Source organism: Pontitalea aquivivens, from assembly GCF_046507575.1.
Classification (GTDB): domain Bacteria; phylum Pseudomonadota; class Alphaproteobacteria; order Rhodobacterales; family Rhodobacteraceae; genus Pontitalea; species Pontitalea aquivivens.
The window spans coordinates 11715-32040 of record NZ_JBKFEY010000004.1 but is presented as its reverse complement, the minus strand read 5'-3'; the positions used below and the strand labels follow the sequence as shown (position 1 = coordinate 32040).

The window sequence follows — 20326 nt, the reverse complement described above, 5'->3', positions numbered from 1 at the left end:
CCCCCCTTATTGCCCATTGTCGGGCGCCGGCGCGTCCGCGCCATCCGGGACGGCGGCCTGCGCCGCCCCCGGGGGCCAGTCCGCCCGTTCCGCCGCACCGGCCATGACCGCCTCGACATAGCCGCCGGGCGCGTGGATCTGATCCGCCGTGGCCTGCAGCCAGCCCGTCACCGGCCCGGCAAAGACCGTCATGCCCACCAGCACCGCCAGCAGCCCCCCGGCTGCGACAAAGGCCAACCCGTGCGACGGCGCCTCGGGCAGATCGTTCGGCGGCGCGCCGGTGGCATGGGCCTTCCAGAACACCTCGGACCCGGCGCGGCCAAAGCCCACAATCGCCAGAAGCGAGGTGATCAGGATCGCCGCCCAGATGCCCCACTGGCCCTGCATTGCATCCAGGATCATCAGCTTGCCCAGGAAGCCGGACAGCGGCGGCATCCCGGCCATCGCGATCGCCGCCGCAAAGAACAGCGCCGCAAGCAACCCGCCCTGCGCGATCGGCGCCGCCGCCACAAGGCGCAGCCCCGCCCCCCCGCGCCGCTGCGCGACCAGGTCGACGATCAGGAACAGCGCCGCCGCCGCAAAGGTCGAATGGACCATGTAATACAGCCCCGCGCCGGTCGCCACCGCGTCAAACTGCGCGAAGGCCAGCATCATCGTGCCAACCGAACCGATCACCGCATAGGCCGCGACCCGGCCCAGATCGCGCGCGCCCAGAACGCCCACCATCCCGATGATCAGCGAGGCCAGCGCCGCGGGCATCAGGATCTGCGCCGCAAGCCCGCCGATCGTGCCGTCTTCGGGGAAGACCAGCGTATAGATGCGCACGATGGCATAGACCCCGACCTTGGTCATGATCGCGAACAGCGCCGCCACCGGACCCGGCGCATTGGCATAGGTCGCCGGCAGCCAGAATTGCAGCGGCACCAGCGCAGCCTTGACCGCGAAAACCAGCATCAGAAGGATCGCACCCACCCGGATCAGCGCGGTATCATCAGGGGGCAATTGCGCCACCTTGACCGCCAGATCGGCCATGCTCAGCGTGCCGGTAACCGAATAGATCGTGCCCAGCGCGAACAGAAACAGCGTCGAACCGGCCAGGTTATAGACCACATATTGCACCCCCGCCTTCAGCCGCGCCTCGCCGCCCGAATGGATCATCAGGCCGTAAGAGGCGATCAGCAGAACTTCGAAGAAGACGAACAGGTTGAACGCATCGCCTGTCAGGAAGGCGCCGTTGATCCCCATCAGCTGGAATTGCAGCAGCGAATGGAAATGCCAGCCGCGCCTGTCCCAGCCCGCCCCGATGGCGTAAAGCGCCACCGCCAGCCCCAAGGCGGCCGTCAGGATCAGCATCAGCGCCGAAAGCCGGTCCAGCACCAGAACGATGCCAAAGGGCGCCTCCCAGTTGCCAAGGCGATAGACGATCGTCTCGCCCGCCGAGGCATCCACCGCCAGCTTCACCGCGACCGCCAGCAGCACCGTCATCCCGGCAATCGAAAAGATCCGCTGGCTGCGCAGGTCGAAGCGCATCCACAGCACGATCAATGGCGCAAGGAAAGCCGGCAGCACGACCGGCGCGATGATCCAGTGGCTCACGTGTTCTTCTCCTCGTCCCCGAGGTCGATCTTGTCATTCCCCGCCTCGATGAAGGCGCCCAGCGACAGCATCACCACCACCGCCGTCATCCCGAAGGAAATGACGATCGCGGTCAGCACCAGCGCCTGGGGGATCGGATCGGTATATCCGGGGGTATTTTCGCCCAGATGGTTCAGGATCGGTGGCATGTTCACCACAAGCCGTCCGGTGGCGAACAGAAAGACGTTCACCGCATAGGACAGCATCGTCATGCCCAGCACCACCGGAAAGGTGCGGAACCGCAGGATCAGGTAGATCCCGGCGGCGGTCAGCACGCCAATTCCGCTTGCAACCAGCGCTTCCATCAGTTGTCCTCCTCGGCGCCAAGGCGCGCGGTGCGCCGCCATTCGCCGGCAAGCCCCACCTCCAGCGGGCCGGTCTGTTCGGCCAGCGCGCGGGCATCGGGTTTTTCGGCGACGACGTGGAAGCCCTCATCCCCCACGGCGGCGCGGCGCGCCAGCCGCGACAGCCCGCCCAGCGCCAGCATGACCGACCCCACAACCCCCAGGAACACGCCCAGGTCAAAGCCCATGGCGGTGGCCAGTTCGAACTTGTCGAAAGGCGGAATGCGGAAATAGCCGAAATCAGAGGTCAGGAACGGCACGCCATTGAACCAGGCGCCGATGCCGGTGATCCCGGCGGCCAGAACACCCAGCGCGATCAGGACGTGGTAATAGACCCGCTGGCGCGCCTGCGTCCAGGCATAGCCCGAGGCCATGTATTGCATCACCAGCGCCACCGCCGCGATCAGCCCGGCGATGAACCCCCCGCCCGGCAGGTTGTGCCCCCGCAGGAAGATGAACACAGCCATCATCAGCGCGATGGGCATCATCACCCGCGTCGCCACCAGCAGCATCAGCGGATGCTTGTCGCCCGCGCGCACCACATCGGGCCGCCAGGCAATCAGCTTGCGCGAGGATGCCCCCGTCAGCAGCGCCTCGGTCAGGGCAAAGATCACCAGCGCGGCGATGCCCAGCACGATCACCTCGCCATAGGTGTCATAGCCGCGGAAATCCACCAGGATCACGTTGACCACGTTGGTACCACCGCCGCCGGCATAGCTGTTGGCCAGGTGATATTCCGACATCGACGGAAAGACGAAATCGCGCAGCATCAGGGCATAGATCAGAAGCCCCGCGCCCAGGCCGCCCACGATCGCGACCACCGCATCAAAGCGGCGCTTCAGCACGCTTGTTTCCGGCACGGTGACCTTGGGCAGGAAGTTCAGCGCCAGCAGCATCAGAACCGCCGTCACCACCTCGACCGAGATCTGCGTCAGCGCCAGGTCGGGGGCCGACAGATAGATGAAGCTCATCGACACGATCAGCCCGACGATCGAGATCAGCACCAGCGCCAGCAGACGGTTGCGGTGGAAGGCCACGACACAGCCCGTCGCCACGATCAGCATGATCCAGGCGGCAAAGGCCACCGGCGTCGCGGGCGTCAGCGCGCGGGTGGGCGCGCCCTGCTGGCCGGTGGTCCAGGCCCAGTAGCCCGCGCCCAGCGCCGCGATCACGAAGATCAGCAGATAGCGCGACATCGAGCCATTGTGCAGCCGCCCGGTCAGCGCCCGGGCTGCGCGCGCGGCGGCGGCGATGATGGCGTCAAAGATCGCCTTCGCCTCGGGGCGTGGCGTGGCCAGCCAGATCGCGTTCAGCCGCGGATGCAGCGCCAGCAACAACAGACCGCCGACCACCGCGACGACCGACATCCACAGCGCCGGGGTCAGCCCGTGCCAATGCTTGATCGGATACATCTCCAGCCCGCCGCCCACGACGGCATTGGCGGCGGTGCGCACGATCTCGCCGGCGAAGGTCATCGGCATCAGGCCGATCGCCACCACCAGCACCACCAGAAACGCAGGCGCGGCCCACATGCCAAAACCCGGATCATGCGGATGATGGGGATAGTCGTCGCGCACCGGGCCCAGGAAGGCATGGGCGATATAACGGAAGGAATAGGCGGCCGAAAACAGCGCCGCCACCGCCGCCACCGCCGGCACGATCCAGGCATTGCCCGCCCAAAGCGTGTGCGAGGCTTCCTCCAGCATCATTTCCTTGGACAGGAAGCCGTTCAGCATCGGAATGCCGGCCATCGACAGCGCGGCTATGGTGGCGATGGTGAAGGTGATGGGCATCAGATGGCGCAGCCCGCCAAGGCGTTTCAGGTCGCGGGTATGGGTTTCGTGATCGACGATCCCCGCGCTCATGAACAGCGCCGCCTTGAAAGTGGCGTGGTTGATGATGTGAAACACCGCCGCCACCGCCGCGGCCTTGGTGCCAAGGCCCAGAAGGAAGGTGATCAGGCCGAGGTGCGAAACGGTGGAAAAGGCCAGAAGCGCCTTGAGGTCATCCTTGAAGATCGCAATCTTGGCGCCGACCAGCATGGTGATCAACCCCACGGTCGCCACGATGTAGAACCATTCGGGCGTACCCGCCAGCACCGGCCACAGCCGCGCCATCAGGAACAGCCCCGCCTTCACCATCGTCGCCGAATGCAGATAGGCCGACACCGGCGTGGGCGCAGCCATCGCATGCGGCAGCCAGAAATGGAACGGGAACTGCGCCGATTTGGTGAAGGCCCCGATCAGGATCAGGACCAGCGCGGGCAGATACAGCGGGCTGGCCTGGATCGCATCCTTGGCCTGCAGGATCGCGCTGATGTCATGGCTGCCGGCAATATTTCCCAGGATCAGCATGCCCGCGATCATCGCAAGCCCGCCCATGCCGGTGACCGTCAGCGCCATGCGCGCGCCCTGGCGCCCTTCGGGCAGGTGTTTCCAATAGCCGATCAGCAGGAAGGACGACAGCGAGGTCAGTTCCCAGAAGATCAGCAAAAGCAGTATGTTGTCAGACAGCACGATTCCAACCATCGCACCCTGGAACAGCAGCAGATAGGTGTAGAACTGCCCCGCCGGATCGTCCTTGGACAGGTAGAACCGCGCATACAGGATGATCAGCAGGCCGATCCCCAGGATCAGCGTGGCAAACAGCAGGCCCAGTCCGTCGATCATGAAATTCGCGTTCAGGCCCAGCCAGGGAAGCCAGTCATAACGCGCGGTGATCACCTCGCCGCGCATCACGGCGGGGGCGTGCAGCAGCAGGCCCAACAGCGCCAGACCCGAGGTCGCGGCGGCGGCAACGGCGGCATTGGTGCGGCCGGTGCGGATCAGAAGGGCGGGAAGCAGGGCCCCGAGAAAAGGCAGGGCGGCAATAAGGGCAGGCGACATGCGTCTTCTCTGGTCCGTTCTTGTTCACTGGTCCGTTCTTCGGCGGGCCTTCGGGCGCGTGCGATGGAATGCGGGGCCTTCGGCGCGGATGCCCCCTTAACTGTGACAGCCCCCTTTGGCTGTCAAGCGAAACCGGGCGCGAATCGGGGAAACCGGGATGCCGGGGATGGCCGGGGAACCATGCAGCCGCAGAATAGCTGCCATGAAATTTTGCCATAGCAGCCGGGGAACCGGCGCAATTCCGCCCGTTTGCGCCATGCCAATGGCGGGAAATGGACAAAGCCGATCAGGTCACGCGGCTTTGAGCAAATCCGCGTCAAAGCCCGCTTGAAAGACTCGGGCCGGTGTGAATATGCATCGCCGAAATGAAACTGTCACATCGCCGGAACTGTCTGGCACGGTTTGGAAAATAGATGCGCCCCGCCCGGCCCCTTCCCCCCGCTTCCCTGACCCGACGCAGCCTGATCGCCAGCCTGTCGGCGGGCGCCATGCTGATGGGCGCGACCGCCTTTGCCCGCGTCGCGCGCGCGCAGGAGGCCACCACCGCGCCGGTTGCTGCCCCCGCGACCGATGCCGCGGCGCAGCAATTCTCTTTCGATCTTCTGGCCGAGGAAATGCGCGCATTGGCCGCGGTCGCACCCCGGACGGCGGATCTGCCCGCCGGCTTTCTGGACGGGCTGACCTATGACGATTACCGCCTGATCCGGTTCAACCCCGATCGCGCCCGCTGGGCCGGGGTGGATGCCAGCGCCTTCCGGCTGCACGCGTTCCACATGGGCTGGCTGTTCAAGGAACCCGTGCTGATCCATGAGGTGGCGGATGGTCAGGCCCGGCTGATGGCCTTTGACACCGACGATTTCATCTACGAACGCGAAGCGCGGGCCCGTGTGCCTGAACATGCGCCGCTGCCGGGGGTCGCGGGCTTTCGCCTGCACCATCCGCTGAACCGCCCCGATGTGTTTGATGAACTGGTGGCGTTTCAGGGGGCGTCCTATTTCCGCGCGCTGGGGCGCGGGTCGGCCTATGGCATCTCGGCCCGGGGTCTTGCGGTGAACACCGGCCTGCCGGTAGCCGAGGAATTCCCCCGCTTCACCCGCTTCTACATCGAACGCCCCACGCCCGGCGCCCGCACAATCACGGTGCATGCCGCGCTGGAAAGCGCCTCGCTGACCGGGGCCTATCGCTTTGTCATCACGCCCGGCGCCGAAACGGTGATGGAGGTGACGGCGCGGCTGTTCCTGCGCACCGATGTGCAGCAGCTTGGCATCGCGCCGCTGACCTCGATGTTCCTGTTTGCCGAACGCAACCGCCATCTGTTCGACGATTTCCGCCCGAATGTGCATGACAGTGACGGTCTTGCGATCGAACGCGCCGATGGTGACCGGCTTTGGCGGCCGCTGGCGAACCCGCCGCATCTGGCCTCCAGCTATTTTGTGGAAACCGCCCCGCGCAGCTTTGGCCTGTATCAGCGCGACCGCGATTTCGACCATTACCAGGACGCCGCCGCGCATTATGAACGCCGGCCCTCGGTCGCGGTCGAGCCCATCGGCGATTGGGGCCGGGGATCGGTGCGGCTGGTCGAGATCCCCTCGGATCTTGAGGTGAACGACAATATCGTCGCCTTCTGGGTGCCCGAAGCCCCCGCCAGGGCCGGTGAGATGCGCGATTTCAGCTATCGCCTGCGCTGGGGCGATCTGCCCCCCGACCCGGCCGACGACCGCGCCCATGTTCTGGAAACCCGCGCCGGTGTCGGCGGCGTTTCCGGCGTGGAAAACACCAAAGGCACGCGCAAGTTCGTCATCGATTTCAAGGGCGGCCTGCTGGGTCGGCTGCCCGGTGACAAGGTCGATGACCTGACCATTGCTGCCACCGCCGCAGGCGGCGAGATCGTGACCCAGACCCTGTCGGCGATCCCCGGCGAAGGCGTCTGGCGGCTGGTGCTGGATGTCAGCGCCGCCGATGGCGCGACAGTCGAACTGTCGGCCCATGTCGCGGGGTACGGGCGCAAGCTGACCGAAACCTGGCTTTATCAATGGATCAAGGCATGACTGCTCAGTTCCCCATGGTGGCGGGCGCGCTTTCACCCGCTGATCTGATTGCCGGGCCCTGCGCCCTGCCCGAGGCACCGCTGGCCATGCCGTGCCAGATGCTGGAGCCCGAAACCGGCCTGCTGCGCCGGATGCTGTCGGCCCTGCTGCCGCGCCCGCACGCGCCCAAAGGCGCCGAGGGCTGATCCCGTGACGCCGCCCCGCCCTTTCCGCGCGGCCCTGGTGGGGCTGCGCGCGCTGGCATTGGGCCTGAGCGCGCTGGCCGGCATCGGCGCCTTCATCCTGTTCCTGCAGTTCGGCGAGGCCGACGGGCTGGATGCGCTGGATATCCTGCGCGCCGCATTGATCCTGATTTCGACCCTGTGGCTGGCCTGGGGGGCGGTGCAGGCGGTGATCGGGCTGACCACCACCGCCCGCGCGCCTGTTCTGGACCGCACCGCGCCGATCACCGCGCGCTGCGTGGTGCTGATGCCGGTCTATAATGAAGACCCGCTGGCCACCTTTTCGCGCGTCGCCGCCATGGATGCCTCGCTGGCGGCAACGGGCCACGGCGCGGCCTTCCATTTCGCCATCCTGTCGGACAGCCGCAATGAGGTGATCGCCCGGCGCGAAGAGGCGTTGTTTGCCCATCTGGTGGCCGATCGCGCGGGGCTGGGGCGGTTCTTCTACCGCCGCCGCGCGCAGAACACCGGCAAAAAGGCCGGCAATATCGAGGATTTCATCGTGCGGTCCGGCGCGGCCTATGATTTCGCACTGATCCTGGATGCCGACAGCCTGATGGAAGGCGAAACCATCGTCGAGATGCTCCGCCGGATGCAGGCCGAACCGCGCCTGGGGCTGTTGCAGACCCTGCCCCGGATCATCCGCGCCCGGTCACGCTTTGGCCGGACGATGCAGTTTTCGGCGGCCTTCTTCTCGCCCGTTTTTGCGCGGGGGTTGGCGATGATGCAGGGCGAGACGGGGCCGTTCTGGGGCCATAACGCCATGATCCGCGTCCGCGCCTTTGCCGAAAGCTGCGGACTGCCGGTGCTGAAAGGCCGCCCGCCCTTTGGCGGCCACATCATGAGCCATGATTACGTCGAGGCCGCCCTGCTGGCCCGCGCGGGCTGGATCGTACGGCTGGATGACGACCTTGACGGCAGCTTTGAGGAAGGCCCCGAAAACATCATCGATCACGCCAAGCGCGACCGGCGCTGGTGCCAGGGCAACCTGCAGCACAGCCGCATCATCGGCGCCCCCGGGCTGAAAACCTGGTCGCGCCTGGTCTTTGCCCAGGGCATCATGGCCTATATCGCGCCGCTGTTCTGGCTGGGGTTCATCCTGGGCTCGATCGCGGCACCGCTGCTGGCCCCGCCGCCCGATTACTTCCCCGAACCCTACTGGCCCTTTCCCTATTTCCCGCCCTCGGGCGCGTCCAAGGCGATCGGGCTGGCGATCGGCATCTTCGGCCTGCTGCTGCTGCCCAAGATCCTGATCGCCGCCCGCGCCGCGCTGGATGGCCGCGCAGCAGGCTTTGGCGGGACGGCGCTTGCCTTTGCCTCGACCTTCGGGGAACTGGTGTTTTCGTCGCTCACCGCGCCGGTCCTGCTGCTTTACGCCACCCGTTCGGTGTTTCAGGTCCTGCTGGGCCGTGACGGGGGCTGGCCCACCAACAACCGTGGCGACGGACGCCTGACCCTGACCGAGGCCTTTGCCGCCGCCCATTGGATCATCAGCATCGGGCTGATCGGGCTGTTTGCCACCTGGGCCTTCGCGCCGGGATTGTTGCTGTGGCTGCTGCCGGTGGGCGTGCCGATGGTGCTGGCCCCGGTGGTGATCTGGTGGTCGTCGCAAGACAGTTCGGGCCGGCTGATGGGCACGCCCACGGAATATGCGCCAGCGCCGGTGATGACCCTGCAGGACCACATCTTTGACCGCTGGGCCGCCACCTTCGATGCCGCCGCCCCCGGCCCCACCCTGCCGGAGGCCGCCCATGCCTGATCCAATGACACCGCCCGCCCGGCTGGCCATTCGCGACCCGCGGCTTGATGCCTTCCGTGGCCTGGCGCTGGCGATGATTTTCATCAACCATGTGCCCGGAACGATCTTCGAGCATCTGACCTCGCGCAATTTCGGCTTTTCCGATGCGGCCGAGGGCTTTGTGTTCATGTCCGGGCTGGCCGCGGCGCTGGCCTATGGGCCCGGCCTTGCGCGCGCCCCCCGCCTGCCGACCGTGACCCGGATCTGGGGGCGGTCGTGGCTTTTGTACATGGTGCATCTGCTGACCGCAGCCTGGGCAATCGGCATCGTCAGCGCCGCCGCGCTGTGGTTCGGCGCCGAGGAGATGCTGACGAAAAACGCCTTCCGTCCCCTGACCGAGGAGCCGCTGGCCTTCCTGATCGGCATCGTCACACTGACCCATCAGCTGGGCTATGTGAACATCCTGCCGATGTATGCCGTGCTGCTGCTGGCCGCGCCCGCGCTGATCCGGCTGGGGCAAAGGCGGCCGATATGGCTTCTGGCGGGGTCGATCGGGTTCTGGGCGCTGGTGGGCACATTCCGGCTCAACCTGCCGAACTATCCGTTTGAGGGGGGCTGGTTCTTCAACCCCTTCGCCTGGCAGCTGCTGTTCTGCCTGGGCATCCTGACCGGCCTTGCGATACGCGACGGGCAGCGCCTGGTTCCGGTGCGGCGCTGGATGATCTGGCTGGCGGCCGGGTTTCTGGCCTTCGTTCTGGTCTGGGTCAAATCCCAGTGGTTGCTGGAACACCTGGGCCACGCGATCTGGCAGTTGCGGGAATGGGGCGCGCCGTTCTGGCTGGTCAGCTTTGACAAGACCTATGTGTCCGGTCCGCGGTTGCTGCACCTGCTGGCGCTGGCCTATCTGCTGAGCCTGCCCGGCCCGGTGCCTGCGCTGGCCGCCTCGGCGGCGGCGGCTCCGCTACGGCTGCTGGGGCGGCATGGCCTGCCGGTCTTTGCCCTGGGCACGGTGCTGGCAATCCTGGCACAGGCGGTCAAGGCGATCTGCCCGGCAAGCCTGTGGCTGGACACGGCGCTGATCCTGGGGGGGCTGACGCTTCAGCTTGGCTTTGCCGCGCTGCGCGATCTGCTGGCACCGAAAAAGGGGGCACAGCCCGCAGGCGCGGGAAAGGCCGCGGTGGCCCCGGCGCAGGCATCCCGCTGGGCGGCAAGGCCCGTGCGCTGACTCAGCCCTCGACTGCCGCTGCCCGCATCTTCAGCACAGCCAGTGCCGCCTGCACCTTCGGCGTGCGGTGCAGGTCGACATGCGTCACCAGCCAGAGCGGCGCCTGCCATTCCGGGCGCGGCCCCATGACCTCGATCAGGGCCCCGTCGCGCCCCCCCTCGCGCACCGGCATGAAGCCAAGCCCCATGCCTTCGCGCAAGGCACATTCCTGCGCCTCGAACTCATTGGCGCGGAACACGATGCATTCGGGCGGGATGCGTTCGGCCAGCCAGCGATGAAAGGGCGCGCGGCTTTCCACACCCTCGGGCCCGACAAAACGGTGCCCGGCCAGGTCTTCCTCGGTGGCAGGCAAGCCAAAGCTTTCGGCATAGGCAGGGGCGGCGTAAAGCGCGTGCTGCAACTGGGTCAGCGGCTGAACCACATTGTCGGGTTCCGCCGGCCGCGCCCCGGCCCGGATCGCCACATGCGCTTCGCCATATTCCAGGCGGAACAGGCGCTGATCGGTCAGATAGCGCAGCCGCAGCCCCGGATGATCGAACATCAGCCGCCGCAGCGCCGGCAGAACCAGCCCCGACAGCGTGGGCAGCGAGGTCACGATCAACTCGCCCGACACCTCTTCGCCCACCCCGGCGATGCGCGCGGCAAGCTGGGAAAACTGATCCTCGGTCGCCTGCCCCACCGCCAGCAGATGCGCCCCGGCTTCGGTCGGGGTATAGCCGCGCGGATGGCGCTGAAACAGCTTGGCGCCCAGCCGCGCCTCCAGCGCGTCGATATGCCGGATCACCGTGGCATGGTGCACGCCCAGCACCTCGGCCGCGCCCGAAACCGTGCCGATCCGGGCCACCTGATAGGCGGTGCGGATCTCATCCCAGTTGTCGATTCCCATATGTGCACCCGTGAACAGCCTGGGTGCAGTCTTGGCGATTGCGTTCGCCCGGACAAGGCACGATTTCACCATCAGATTCATACAGGAGCCTCCCATGACCAAAATCCTCCGCATCGATGCGTCGATCAAATCCGAAGGGTCGGTGTCGCGCCGCCTGACCGACCGCATCATCGCCCGCCTGACCGCCGCCGACCCGGCCGCCAGCGTGACCGAACGCGACCTGTCGCAGGGCGTGCCGCAGATCGACGGCGCCTGGCTGGGCGCAGTCTTCACCCCAGCCGACCAGCGCAACGCCGATCAGGCCGCGATCGCCAGCAAGGCCGACGAATACCTCAATGAGGTCCGCACCGCCGACATCCTGGTGATCGGCCTGCCGGTCTACAATTTCGGCGTGCCCGCCCAGATGAAGGCCTGGATCGACCAGCTGGCCCGCAAGGGCGAAACCTTCACCTATACCGAGACTGGCCCCGTCGGCCTGCTGACCGGCAAGCGCGCCATCATCGCGCTGTCCTCGGACGGCACCCCGATCGGGTCGGAAATCGACTTCGCTTCGGGCTATATCCGTCACATGCTGGGCTTCTTCGGCATCACCGATGTCGAATTCATCGCCGCCGACAAGATGGTTTTCGCCCCCGAGGAAACGCTGAGCCGCGCCGAAGCCGCGGTGGACGCGATCGCGGCCTGATCTTCTTCTTGGCAAAAATACTCATTCCGCAGCCGCCGTTTGCGCAAGCGGCGGGGGCGGAAGCCTCCGGCGGGAGTATTTGCGCCAAGAAGAAACGAAGCGATACGAGGGCTCCGGTTGACTCCGGGGCCTTTTCTTCTTAGATCACGCTGGATTCCCCGAAGGCCCGATGCCTTCGGTCCCCGCAACCTGCAGGGATCGCCACCAGTCAGCGCGTTGCGCCCACTGGTGCGTTTGTCGTTTTCCGCCGGTCCGCCGGCTTGCCCGAAGGAGGGCCGCGATATGTTCGAGAACCTGTCCGAACGCCTTGGCGGCGTCTTTGACCGGCTGACGAAACAGGGCGCGCTGTCCGAGGAGGATGTACGCACCGCCCTGCGCGAGGTGCGCGTGGCCCTGCTGGAGGCCGACGTGTCGCTGGCCGTGGCGCGCGATTTTGTCAGGGCTGTCGAGGCCAAGGCGACCGGCGCGGCGGTCACCAGATCGGTGACGCCGGGCCAGCAGGTTGTCAAGATCGTGCATGACGAGTTGGTCTGGGTTCTGGCCGGGGACGGCACGGCGGAAGCACTGAAGATCGACAACCCGCCCGCACCGATCCTGATGGTGGGTCTGCAGGGCTCGGGCAAGACCACCACCACGGCGAAACTGGCACGGCGGCTGAAGGACAAGAACGGCAAGCGGGTGCTGATGGCCTCGCTGGACGTGAACCGCCCGGCCGCGATGGAGCAGCTGGCGATTCTGGGCCAGCAGGTGGGCGTGGACACGCTGCCGATCGTGCCGGGGCAAAAGCCGGTCGACATTGCCAGGCGCGCCAAGCAGCAGGCGACGCTGGGGGGCTATGACGTCTACATGCTGGACACCGCGGGCCGTCTGCATATCGACGACGTGTTGATGGACGAGGTTCAGGCGGTGCGCGATGCCGTGCAGCCGCGCGAAACGCTGCTGGTCGTGGACGGTCTGACCGGCCAGGACGCGGTGAACGTCGCCAGCGAGTTTGACGGCAAGGTCGGCATTTCCGGCGTTGTGCTGACGCGGATGGATGGCGACGGGCGCGGCGGTGCGGCGCTGTCGATGCGCGCGGTGACCGGCAAGCCGATCCGCTTTGTCGGCCTTGGCGAAAAGATGGACGCGCTTGAGGTGTTCGAGCCGTCGCGGATCGCGGGACGGATCCTGGGCATGGGCGATATCGTCGCCCTGGTGGAAAAGGCGCAGGAGACCTTTGAGGCCGAGCAGGCCGAGCGTATGATGAAGCGGTTCCAGAAGGGCCTCTTCAACATGAACGACATGAAGGGCCAGCTGGAACAGATGCTCAAGATGGGCGGGATGCAGGGCGTCATGTCGATGATGCCGGGCATGGGCAAGATGGCCAGGGCCGCCGAGGAGGCGGGCTTTGACGACCGCACCATCCGCCGGCAGATCGCGCTGATCAACTCGATGACGCGCAAGGAACGCGCCAATCCCGATTTGCTGCAGGCCAGCCGCAAGAAGCGGATCGCCGCAGGTGCCGGGCTGGAGGTGTCGGAACTGAACCGCCTGCTGAAGATGCACCGGCAGATGGCCGACACGATGAAGAAACTGGGCAAGATGGGCAAGGGCGGGCTGATGAAGCAGGCCATGGCCGCGATGACCGGCAAGGGCGGCGGATTGCCCGGCGCGGGTGAGATCGACCCCGCGAAGATGGAAGAGGCCGCGAAGATGCTGGGCAAGATGCCCGGTGCGGGCGGCCTGCCGGGGCTGGGCGGGCTGAAACTGCCTGGCGGGCTTTCCGGTCTTGGGGGGCTGGGCCGCAAGAAATGATCGCGCTGTCGCCCACCCCCGTGCTGGAGACCGAGCGTCTTGTCCTGCGCGCACCCGCGGCGCGGGATTGGGATCGATTCAACGCCTTTCTCGCATCGGATCGGGGGCGCTTCGTGCGTTCGGGCGATTATTCCGAGGAACAAAGCTGGCGCGCCTTTGGCCATGTCATCGGGCATTGGGTGCTGCGCGGCTTTGGCACTTTCGTTTTCACGTTGAAGGACAATGACCGCGCCCTTGGCATGTGCGGTCCCTGGCGCCCCGTGGGATGGCCGGAAAACGAACTGGGCTGGACCGTTTGGGCGCCAGAGACCGAAGGTCAGGGATTCGCGCATGAGGCGGCGCTGGCCGCGCGCGACCATGCCTTTGACGTGCTGGGCTGGGACACGGCGGTCAGCTATATCGCGCCCGGCAACGCCCGATCAATCGCGCTGGCCAGGCGGCTGGGGGCTGCGCCCGATCCGGCGGCGGCTTTTCCCGGCGCCGGACCCTGCCTTGTCTATCGCCACCCCCGCCCCGAGGTCCGCGCATGACCGCCCTGCCCCTGCAACAGCCCGAGGACCGCATGACCGATCCCGTCGCCCGCGCCGCCGCCCTGCTGAAAGAGCATCGCGCCAGCATCGACCGGCTGGATGCGATCCTGGTGTTCACCCTGGCCGAACGGTTCAAGCACACCCAGGCCGTTGGTCGCCTGAAGGCGGAACACGACCTGCCCCCGTCGGACCCCGCGCGCGAAGCCGCCCAGATCGCGCGGTTGGAACGTCTGGCGACCGAGGCCGATCTTGACCCCGAATTCGCCCGCAAATTCCTTAACTTCGTGATTTCGGAAGTGATCCGGCATCACGAGATATTCCAGAAATGACGGGGTCACATTGACACCCGCCACCAGCCATCCAAAGGAGATACAGACATGGCTATGAAAATCCGCCTCGCCCGTGGTGGTTCCAAGAAGCGCCCGCATTACGCGATCGTGGCATCCGATTCGCGCATGCCGCGCGATGGCCGCTTCCTGGAAAAGCTGGGCACCTACAACCCGCTGCTGGCCAAGGACAGCGAAGACCGCGTCAAGATGAACATGGAACGCGTGCAGCACTGGCTGAGCCAGGGCGCCCAGCCGACCGACCGTATCGCGCGCTTCCTGGAGGCCGCGGGCGTTCTGGCCAAGGCCGAGCGCAAGAACATGAAAAAGGCCGAGCCGGGCAAGAAAGCCAAGCAGCGCGCCGAGGAAAAGGCCGCCAAGGCCGCCAAGGCCGAGGAATCGGCTGAATAATCAGCCGGCTTGTGCCAGGAAAACCGGGCCGGGCAGCCTATGCCCGGCCTGTCCACATCCGGAGGGGCAAGATGAGCAATCCCGATCGTGTCTGCGTTGGCGCCATTGCCGGGGCCTTCGGCGTGAAGGGTGAGGTGCGGCTGAAAAGCTTCTGTTCCACCCCCGAGGACATTGCCGCCTACGCGCCCCTTTACACCGAGGATGGCAGCCGCAGCTTTGGCATCCGGCTGACCCGGCCCGTCACAGGGGGGCTGGGCGCGCGCCTGACCGGCGTGACCACCAAGGAAGAGGCCGATGCGCTGAAGGGTGTGACCCTTTGGGCCGACCGCAACAGGCTGCCGTCGCTGCCCGATGACGAATTCTATCATGCCGACCTGATCGGGTTGACGGTGCTGGATACCGGCGGCGCGGTTCTGGGCACGGTCCGCGCGGTGCACAACCACGGCGCGGGCGACATTCTGGAAATCTTTGGCCCCGGCCGTCGCCAGACCCTGCTTTTACCGTTCACCAAGGCCGTCGTGCCCACCGTCGACCTGACCGCAGGGCGCATCGTGGCCGACCCGCCCGAGGATGTCGAATGACCCGGGTGATCGTTCATGCGGGCTTTCACAAGACCGGAACGACCAGCCTGCAAAACCACCTTGCACACCATCGCGCCACGCTGAAACCCTGGTTCGACTATTATGGCCAGAACGATTTTCTAAGCGCCGGCGCCCGCGCCCGGATCTATGCGCAAAAGCCGTTTTTCTGGCGCAGGCTGCGGTTTCGCGCGGCCTTTCGCCGGTTTCTGTCCAAGATCCCCGATGCCCCGGTCATCGTTCTGTCGCGTGAGACGTTTTCGGGCGTGATGCCCGGTCACCGCAACTGGCGCGGACACTTGATCCGCGATTACGGCGCGGCGGTCCCGCTGTGCCGCGAAGTGATCGGGGCGCTGCGCCGCCGGTTCGGCCCGGCCGTACGGATCGAATTCCTGTTCACCACGCGCGAGGGCGAAAGCTGGGCGCGCTCGGTCTATGGTCACCTGCTGCGGTCTATCCACCTGCGCGAGGATTTCGCGCAGTTCCGCGCCGACCTTCCCCCCCGCATCGACCTGGCGGCCGAGGCGAAGCGGATCGGCGCGGCGCTGGCGCCCTGCACGGTGCGGGTGGAACGGCTGGAAGACTGGTCCGGCCACCGTCACGGGCCCGCAGGCATCATCCTGGCGATGACCGGCGTACCCGATGCGCTGACCGCCAGCCTGCCGCCTGCGGCGCGCGGCAACATCGGCCAGACCCCGGATCAACAGGCGGACTTTGCCCGGCTGAACCGATCCGGGCGCGGCAAGGCCGAACTGAAACGCATCAAGGACCAGATCCTGCGCGAGGCACGCCATGACCGATGACACCGCGGACAAGCCGATGAAATCGCATGGGCGGCTGGCGATTTCCGCCTCGATCCGCCCGCGTGAACTGATGACCGACACCCCGCGCCTGCAGGGCGCCTGGACCGCGCGGATCATCACCCTGTTCCCCGAGGCCTTCCCCGGCACGCTGGGCCTGTCGCTGACCGGCAAGGCCCTGCAGGAAGGGCTGTGGGCGCTGGAAACGATCGACCTGCGCCCCTTTGGGATCGGCAAGCACCGCAACGTCGATGACACCCCCGCAGGCGGCGGCGCGGGAATGGTGCTGCGCGCCGATGTCGTGGGTGCGGCCCTGTCCGAGACGATGCGCGGCACCCCCACCGACCGCGCACGCTGGCCGGTGGTCTACATGTCCCCGCGCGGCCGCCCGCTGACCCAGGCGATGGCGCGGCGGTTTTCACAGGCCCGGGGCATGACCATCCTGTGCGGCCGGTTCGAGGGCGTGGACGAACGCGTGCTGGACCATTTCGGGGTCGAGGAAGTCTCGATCGGGGATTTCGTCCTGACCGGGGGCGAGATCGCCGCACAGGTCTTGATTGACGCGACAGTCCGGCTTATACCCCGCGTGCTCGGGAATCAGGCATCCACCGAGGAAGAATCCTTTTCTCACGGTTTGCTTGAACATCCGCAGTATACCCGCCCCACGCTTTGGGAAGGTCGCGCGATACCGGAAATTCTTCAGTCCGGGCATCATGCGAAGATAGAGGCGTGGAAGCGGGAACAGGCCGAAAGGCTGACCAAAGAACGACGACCTGACCTCTGGCGGGCTTGGTGTGCGGCGCACAACAGGGACCCGGATGAAGACCAAGAGCTCTGAGGGCGCGCACACCTTCGCGGAACCACCGCGAGCAATGAAAGGACCAGCGATGAACCTGATCGCACAACTCGAGGCGGAACAGATCGCCGCCCTCGGCAAGAAAATTCCGGATTTCAAGGCCGGCGACACCATCCGCGTCGGTTACAAGGTGACCGAAGGCACCCGGTCGCGCGTGCAGAACTATGAAGGCGTCTGCATCTCGCGCAAGGGCGGCAGCACAATTGCGGCGTCGTTCACCGTGCGCAAGATTTCTTTCGGTGAAGGCGTGGAACGTGTGTTCCCGCTGTATTCGACCAACATCGACTCGATCGAAGTGGTCCGCCGTGGCCGCGTGCGTCGCGCGAAACTGTACTACCTGCGCGACCGTCGTGGCAAATCGGCCCGTATCGCCGAGGTCACCAACTACAAGCCCAAAGCCGAAGCGTAAGGAGCGGGGCCATGAAAGCAGATACCCATCCCGAATACCACTTCATCACGGTGAAGATGACCGACGGCTCGACCTATCAGACCCGGTCGACCTGGGGCAAGGAAGGCGACACGATGGCGCTGGACATCGATCCGCTGGCACATCCCGCCTGGACCGGCGGTTCGGCCAAGCTGATGGACACCGGGGGCCGCGTGTCCAGGTTCAAGAACAAATACGCGGGCCTCGGCTTCTGATCCCCCCGCCAGTTTTCTGCAAAGGGCGCGCCAGTGGCGCGCCCTTTCGTTTGCGTCCCCTTCCCCTGTTGCGGAAACGCATTGTTTCCGACGCCCGTTGCCCCCCCTTGCGCGGGCGTTCTTCCTTCGTTAGCCACCTCCACTTATAGTCGTCGCGCGCCAGGAAGGCGCGAGATAAAGGGGTACGGGACGTGGCGCATATCATCGTTGTGGGCAATGAAAAGGGCGGTTCGGGCAAGTCGACCACCTGCATGCATGTGGCCACGGCGCTGGCGCGCATGGGCAAGAAGGTTGGCGCGCTGGATCTTGACCTGCGCCAGCGCAGCTTTGGGCGCTATGTGGAAAACCGCCTGGCCTTCATGGCGCGTGAGGGGCTGGACCTGCCGACGCCCGAATACCGCGAACTGCCCGAGACGGACCCCGCGGCGCTCGAACCCGGTGAAAACCCCTATGACCGCCGCCTTGCCGCCGCCGTGGCCGAGCTGGAAGTGGAATGCGATTTCATCCTGATCGACTGCCCCGGCAGTCACACCCGGCTAAGCCAGGTCGCCCATTCGCTGGCCGACACGCTGATCACACCGATGAATGACAGCTTCATCGACTTTGACCTGCTGGCGCGGATCGACCCGGAAACATCAAAGGTGATCGGCCCGTCGATCTATGCCGAGATGGTCTGGTCGGCGCGCCAGTTGCGCGCGCGGGCCGGGCTGAAGCCCATCGACTGGATCGTGCTGCGCAACCGCCTGGGCGCGCAGCAGATGCACAACAAGAAAAAGGTCGGCGCCGCGCTGGAACAGCTGTCCAGGCGCATCGGCTTTCGCGTGGCACCCGGGTTTTCCGAACGCGTGATCTTCCGCGAACTGTTCCCCCGCGGCCTGACGCTGCTGGATCTGCGCGATGTGGGGGTGGAGAACCTGAATATCTCGAACGTGGCCGCGCGTCAGGAACTGCGCGACCTGATCAAGGAACTGAACCTGCCGGGGATTGAAATCAACTTCTGATCCGTCGCCCTACAGCGTCCGGCCCGCCATCGCGCGCGCCGGGGCGCGAAACGGCGAAGGCTGCGCCCGCCGGGGCGCGCGGCGCGGCTGCGCGTGGGCAAGGGCCGCCAGACGCGAGGCCAGAACATCGCCCGCGGCGGGGTCCGCCACAAGGCCGAAACGGACCAGTAACCTGCGCATGAACATCATCCATCCCCCCGCCCTGCCGGTTGCGACACCTTTTGGTTAACACAACTCTTGCGGGCAATCTGGGCCAGATTATGTCCCCTGTGGGGAAAGCTTGGGCAGATATGGTGACACCGGCGCGACGGGATCAGATACCCAGCCGGTCGCGTGCGCCATACCACCAGGACCCGATCACCGAATAGGGAACCCGCAACATCCGTCCGCCGGGGAAGGGTATCCAGGGCAGGCCCGCGAACACGTCAAAGCGGGACAGATCGCCGTTGATCGCCTCGGACAGGATGCGCCCGAAGGTATGCGATCCGGTCACGCCATGGCCGGAATAGCCATGGGCGAAATAGGTATTGGCACCGATCCGGCCCATCTGCGGCACGCGGCTGAAGGACAGTGCGAAATTACCCGACCAGGCGAATTCGATTTCCGTCCCGACCAGCTGCGGAAAGACCTTCTTCAGGTTCTTCCACAGTTTGGCCTTGATATCCCTGGGGTCGGCCCCGCCATAGACCGTGCCGCCCCCAAACAGCAGCCGATGGTCGGCCGACATGCGATAATAGTCCAGGATATAACGCACATCCTCGATACAGGTGCCTGCGGGCATCAGGTCGCGCGCGCGTTCGGCGCCCAGCGGACGCGTTGCCATGATCTGCGTGGACACCGGCATCACCCGCGGGGTCAGCGCCGGGACCACATGGCCCAGATAGGCATTGCCACACAGCACAAGCGTCTTGCACACGATCTTGCCCCGGGCCGTATTCACCACGGGCCGCGCGGCATTGGTATCGACCGAGGTCACCGGCGACATTTCAAAGATCCTGCCGCCAAGGCTTTCAAAGGCCGCCGCCTCGCCCAGGGCCAGGTTCAGCGGATGCATGTGGCCACCGCTGACATCCAGCATCCCGCCAACGTAAAGATCGGAATTGGCATGCTGGCGCATTTCATCGCGCGACAGCATCCGCTGGTTTTTCAGACCATAGCTTTCCCACAGCGCCTTGCGCTCTTCCAGGTCGCGCATCTGCTTTTGCGTCAGCGCGGCAAAGACATTTCCGTCTTTCAGGTCACACTGGATGTTGTAGGTGCGCACCCGTTCGCGGATGATCTCGCCCCCCTCTTGCACAAGGCCCGCGACAAAGCGCGCGGTATCCTGACCATAGCGGCGCCCGATGGTCTGCAGGCTGGCGTTCAGCCCGTTCACGATCTGCCCGCCATTGCGCCCCGAGGCCCCCCAGCCCACGCGCGCGCCTTCGATGATGGTGACCTTATGCCCCTTTTCCGCCAGGTGCAGTGCGGTCGACAAGCCCGAATAACCGGCCCCAACCACGCAGATATCGGTTTCATGCGTGCCCTGCAGCGCCGGGCGGTCGGGCGCCGGGTTGGCCGAGGCCGCGTAATAGCTGGCAACATGCGCGCCGGTGCCTGCATAGGGATGCGACTGTGCGGTGGCGTTCATAGGGACTCCTGACTGCAATTCGGGGGCATTCTTCCGCACCGTCAAAATGTGATAGCATTTTTTATTTTGTGATATACTTTGGCCATCAAGT

At 65.9% G+C, this 20326-nt stretch carries 21 protein-coding genes; 15 read left to right on the top strand and 6 right to left on the bottom strand.

All coding sequences use genetic code 11. The annotated features are described in order from the left end of the window. Nucleotides 1-6 precede the first annotated feature (6 nt). The 3 genes from ACK8OU_RS07695 to ACK8OU_RS07685 are packed head-to-tail and all read right to left on the bottom strand — an operon-like array spanning nt 7 to nt 4864. Nucleotides 7-1596 (bottom strand): monovalent cation/H+ antiporter subunit D, encoded by a 1590-nt coding sequence (locus tag ACK8OU_RS07695; protein ID WP_410302795.1) that lies wholly within the window; start codon nt 1594-1596, stop codon nt 7-9. Continuing rightward, a complete protein-coding gene (locus tag ACK8OU_RS07690; protein WP_250040438.1) occupies nt 1593-1940 on the bottom strand; it encodes a Na+/H+ antiporter subunit C in 348 nt (115 codons plus the stop codon). The genes ACK8OU_RS07695 and ACK8OU_RS07690 overlap by 4 nt, the downstream gene beginning before the upstream one ends. Beyond that, entirely contained in the window at nt 1940-4864 is a 2925-nt protein-coding gene (locus ACK8OU_RS07685) for a monovalent cation/H+ antiporter subunit A (RefSeq protein ID WP_410302794.1), read from the bottom strand. The genes ACK8OU_RS07690 and ACK8OU_RS07685 overlap by 1 nt, the downstream gene beginning before the upstream one ends. Before the next feature lie 413 nt (nt 4865-5277). Between ACK8OU_RS07685 and ACK8OU_RS07680 the strand changes: the two genes are divergently transcribed. Genes ACK8OU_RS07680 through ACK8OU_RS07665 form a run of 4 tightly spaced genes read left to right on the top strand, consistent with a single transcriptional unit; the run spans nt 5278 to nt 10096 of the window. Next, nucleotides 5278-6912, top strand: coding sequence for a glucan biosynthesis protein (locus ACK8OU_RS07680; RefSeq protein ID WP_410302793.1), 1635 nt, complete (start codon nt 5278-5280; stop codon nt 6910-6912). Continuing rightward, nucleotides 6909-7097 (top strand): hypothetical protein, encoded by a 189-nt coding sequence (locus ACK8OU_RS07675; RefSeq protein WP_410302792.1) that lies wholly within the window; start codon nt 6909-6911, stop codon nt 7095-7097. The genes ACK8OU_RS07680 and ACK8OU_RS07675 overlap by 4 nt, the downstream gene beginning before the upstream one ends. 4 nt (nt 7098-7101) lie before the next feature. Next, nucleotides 7102-8892 carry a glucans biosynthesis glucosyltransferase MdoH gene (gene mdoH, locus ACK8OU_RS07670; protein ID WP_410302791.1) on the top strand — a complete coding sequence of 597 codons (1791 nt, stop codon included), beginning with the start codon at nt 7102-7104 and terminating at the stop codon, nt 8890-8892. After that, complete coding sequence (locus tag ACK8OU_RS07665) at nt 8885-10096, top strand: OpgC family protein (RefSeq protein WP_410302790.1); 1212 nt, start codon at nt 8885-8887, stop codon at nt 10094-10096. The genes mdoH and ACK8OU_RS07665 overlap by 8 nt, the downstream gene beginning before the upstream one ends. A 1-nt stretch (nt 10097) precedes the next feature. Here the strand turns inward: ACK8OU_RS07665 and ACK8OU_RS07660 are convergent, their stop codons facing one another. Beyond that, a complete protein-coding gene (locus ACK8OU_RS07660; RefSeq protein ID WP_410302789.1) occupies nt 10098-10982 on the bottom strand; it encodes a LysR family transcriptional regulator in 885 nt (294 codons plus the stop codon). A 94-nt stretch (nt 10983-11076) separates the two neighbouring features. Between ACK8OU_RS07660 and ACK8OU_RS07655 the strand changes: the two genes are divergently transcribed. From ACK8OU_RS07655 to ACK8OU_RS07605, 11 genes are all read left to right on the top strand, one after another. After that, nucleotides 11077-11667, top strand: a complete 591-nt coding sequence (locus ACK8OU_RS07655) for an FMN-dependent NADH-azoreductase (protein ID WP_410302788.1) — start codon at nt 11077-11079, stop codon at nt 11665-11667. 282 nt (nt 11668-11949) lie between these two features. Then, a complete protein-coding gene (ffh, locus tag ACK8OU_RS07650) occupies nt 11950-13461 on the top strand; it encodes a signal recognition particle protein (RefSeq protein WP_410302787.1) in 1512 nt (503 codons plus the stop codon). Further along, a complete protein-coding gene (locus ACK8OU_RS07645; protein WP_410302786.1) occupies nt 13458-13991 on the top strand; it encodes a GNAT family N-acetyltransferase in 534 nt (177 codons plus the stop codon). The genes ffh and ACK8OU_RS07645 overlap by 4 nt, the downstream gene beginning before the upstream one ends. 32 nt (nt 13992-14023) lie before the next feature. Beyond that, complete coding sequence (locus tag ACK8OU_RS07640) at nt 14024-14320, top strand: chorismate mutase (protein WP_410302950.1); 297 nt, start codon at nt 14024-14026, stop codon at nt 14318-14320. Nucleotides 14321-14368: 48 nt separating this feature from the next. Continuing rightward, the gene (gene rpsP, locus ACK8OU_RS07635) at nt 14369-14728 is read left to right on the top strand and encodes a 30S ribosomal protein S16 (RefSeq protein ID WP_410302785.1); all 360 of its coding nucleotides are present in this window, start codon (nt 14369-14371) and stop codon (nt 14726-14728) included. A 71-nt stretch (nt 14729-14799) separates the two neighbouring features. Continuing rightward, nucleotides 14800-15309 (top strand): ribosome maturation factor RimM, encoded by a 510-nt coding sequence (rimM, locus tag ACK8OU_RS07630; protein WP_410302784.1) that lies wholly within the window; start codon nt 14800-14802, stop codon nt 15307-15309. Next, complete coding sequence (locus ACK8OU_RS07625; RefSeq protein ID WP_410302783.1) at nt 15306-16109, top strand: hypothetical protein; 804 nt, start codon at nt 15306-15308, stop codon at nt 16107-16109. Before rimM ends, ACK8OU_RS07625 begins: the two co-directional genes overlap by 4 nt. After that, nucleotides 16099-16944 (top strand): tRNA (guanosine(37)-N1)-methyltransferase TrmD, encoded by an 846-nt coding sequence (gene trmD, locus ACK8OU_RS07620; RefSeq protein WP_410302782.1) that lies wholly within the window; start codon nt 16099-16101, stop codon nt 16942-16944. The genes ACK8OU_RS07625 and trmD overlap by 11 nt, the downstream gene beginning before the upstream one ends. A 49-nt stretch (nt 16945-16993) precedes the next feature. After that, nucleotides 16994-17371: a 50S ribosomal protein L19 gene (gene rplS, locus ACK8OU_RS07615; RefSeq protein ID WP_410302781.1), complete on the top strand. Its 378-nt coding sequence runs from the start codon at nt 16994-16996 to the stop codon at nt 17369-17371. 11 nt (nt 17372-17382) lie between these two features. Beyond that, on the top strand, nt 17383-17604 hold the full coding sequence (rpmE, locus tag ACK8OU_RS07610; protein WP_410302780.1) for a 50S ribosomal protein L31: 222 nt from the start codon (nt 17383-17385) through the stop codon (nt 17602-17604). Between the two features lie 191 nt (nt 17605-17795). Next, the gene (locus ACK8OU_RS07605) at nt 17796-18605 is read left to right on the top strand and encodes a division plane positioning ATPase MipZ (RefSeq protein WP_410302779.1); all 810 of its coding nucleotides are present in this window, start codon (nt 17796-17798) and stop codon (nt 18603-18605) included. 9 nt (nt 18606-18614) lie between these two features. On the opposite strand, the gene ACK8OU_RS07600 is transcribed toward ACK8OU_RS07605, so the two are convergent. Both ACK8OU_RS07600 and ACK8OU_RS07595 read right to left on the bottom strand, forming a co-directional pair. Then, the gene (locus ACK8OU_RS07600) at nt 18615-18794 is read right to left on the bottom strand and encodes a hypothetical protein (RefSeq protein ID WP_410302778.1); all 180 of its coding nucleotides are present in this window, start codon (nt 18792-18794) and stop codon (nt 18615-18617) included. Between the two features lie 124 nt (nt 18795-18918). Further along, entirely contained in the window at nt 18919-20235 is a 1317-nt protein-coding gene (locus ACK8OU_RS07595; protein ID WP_410302777.1) for an NAD(P)/FAD-dependent oxidoreductase, read from the bottom strand. Nucleotides 20236-20326 lie beyond the last annotated feature (91 nt).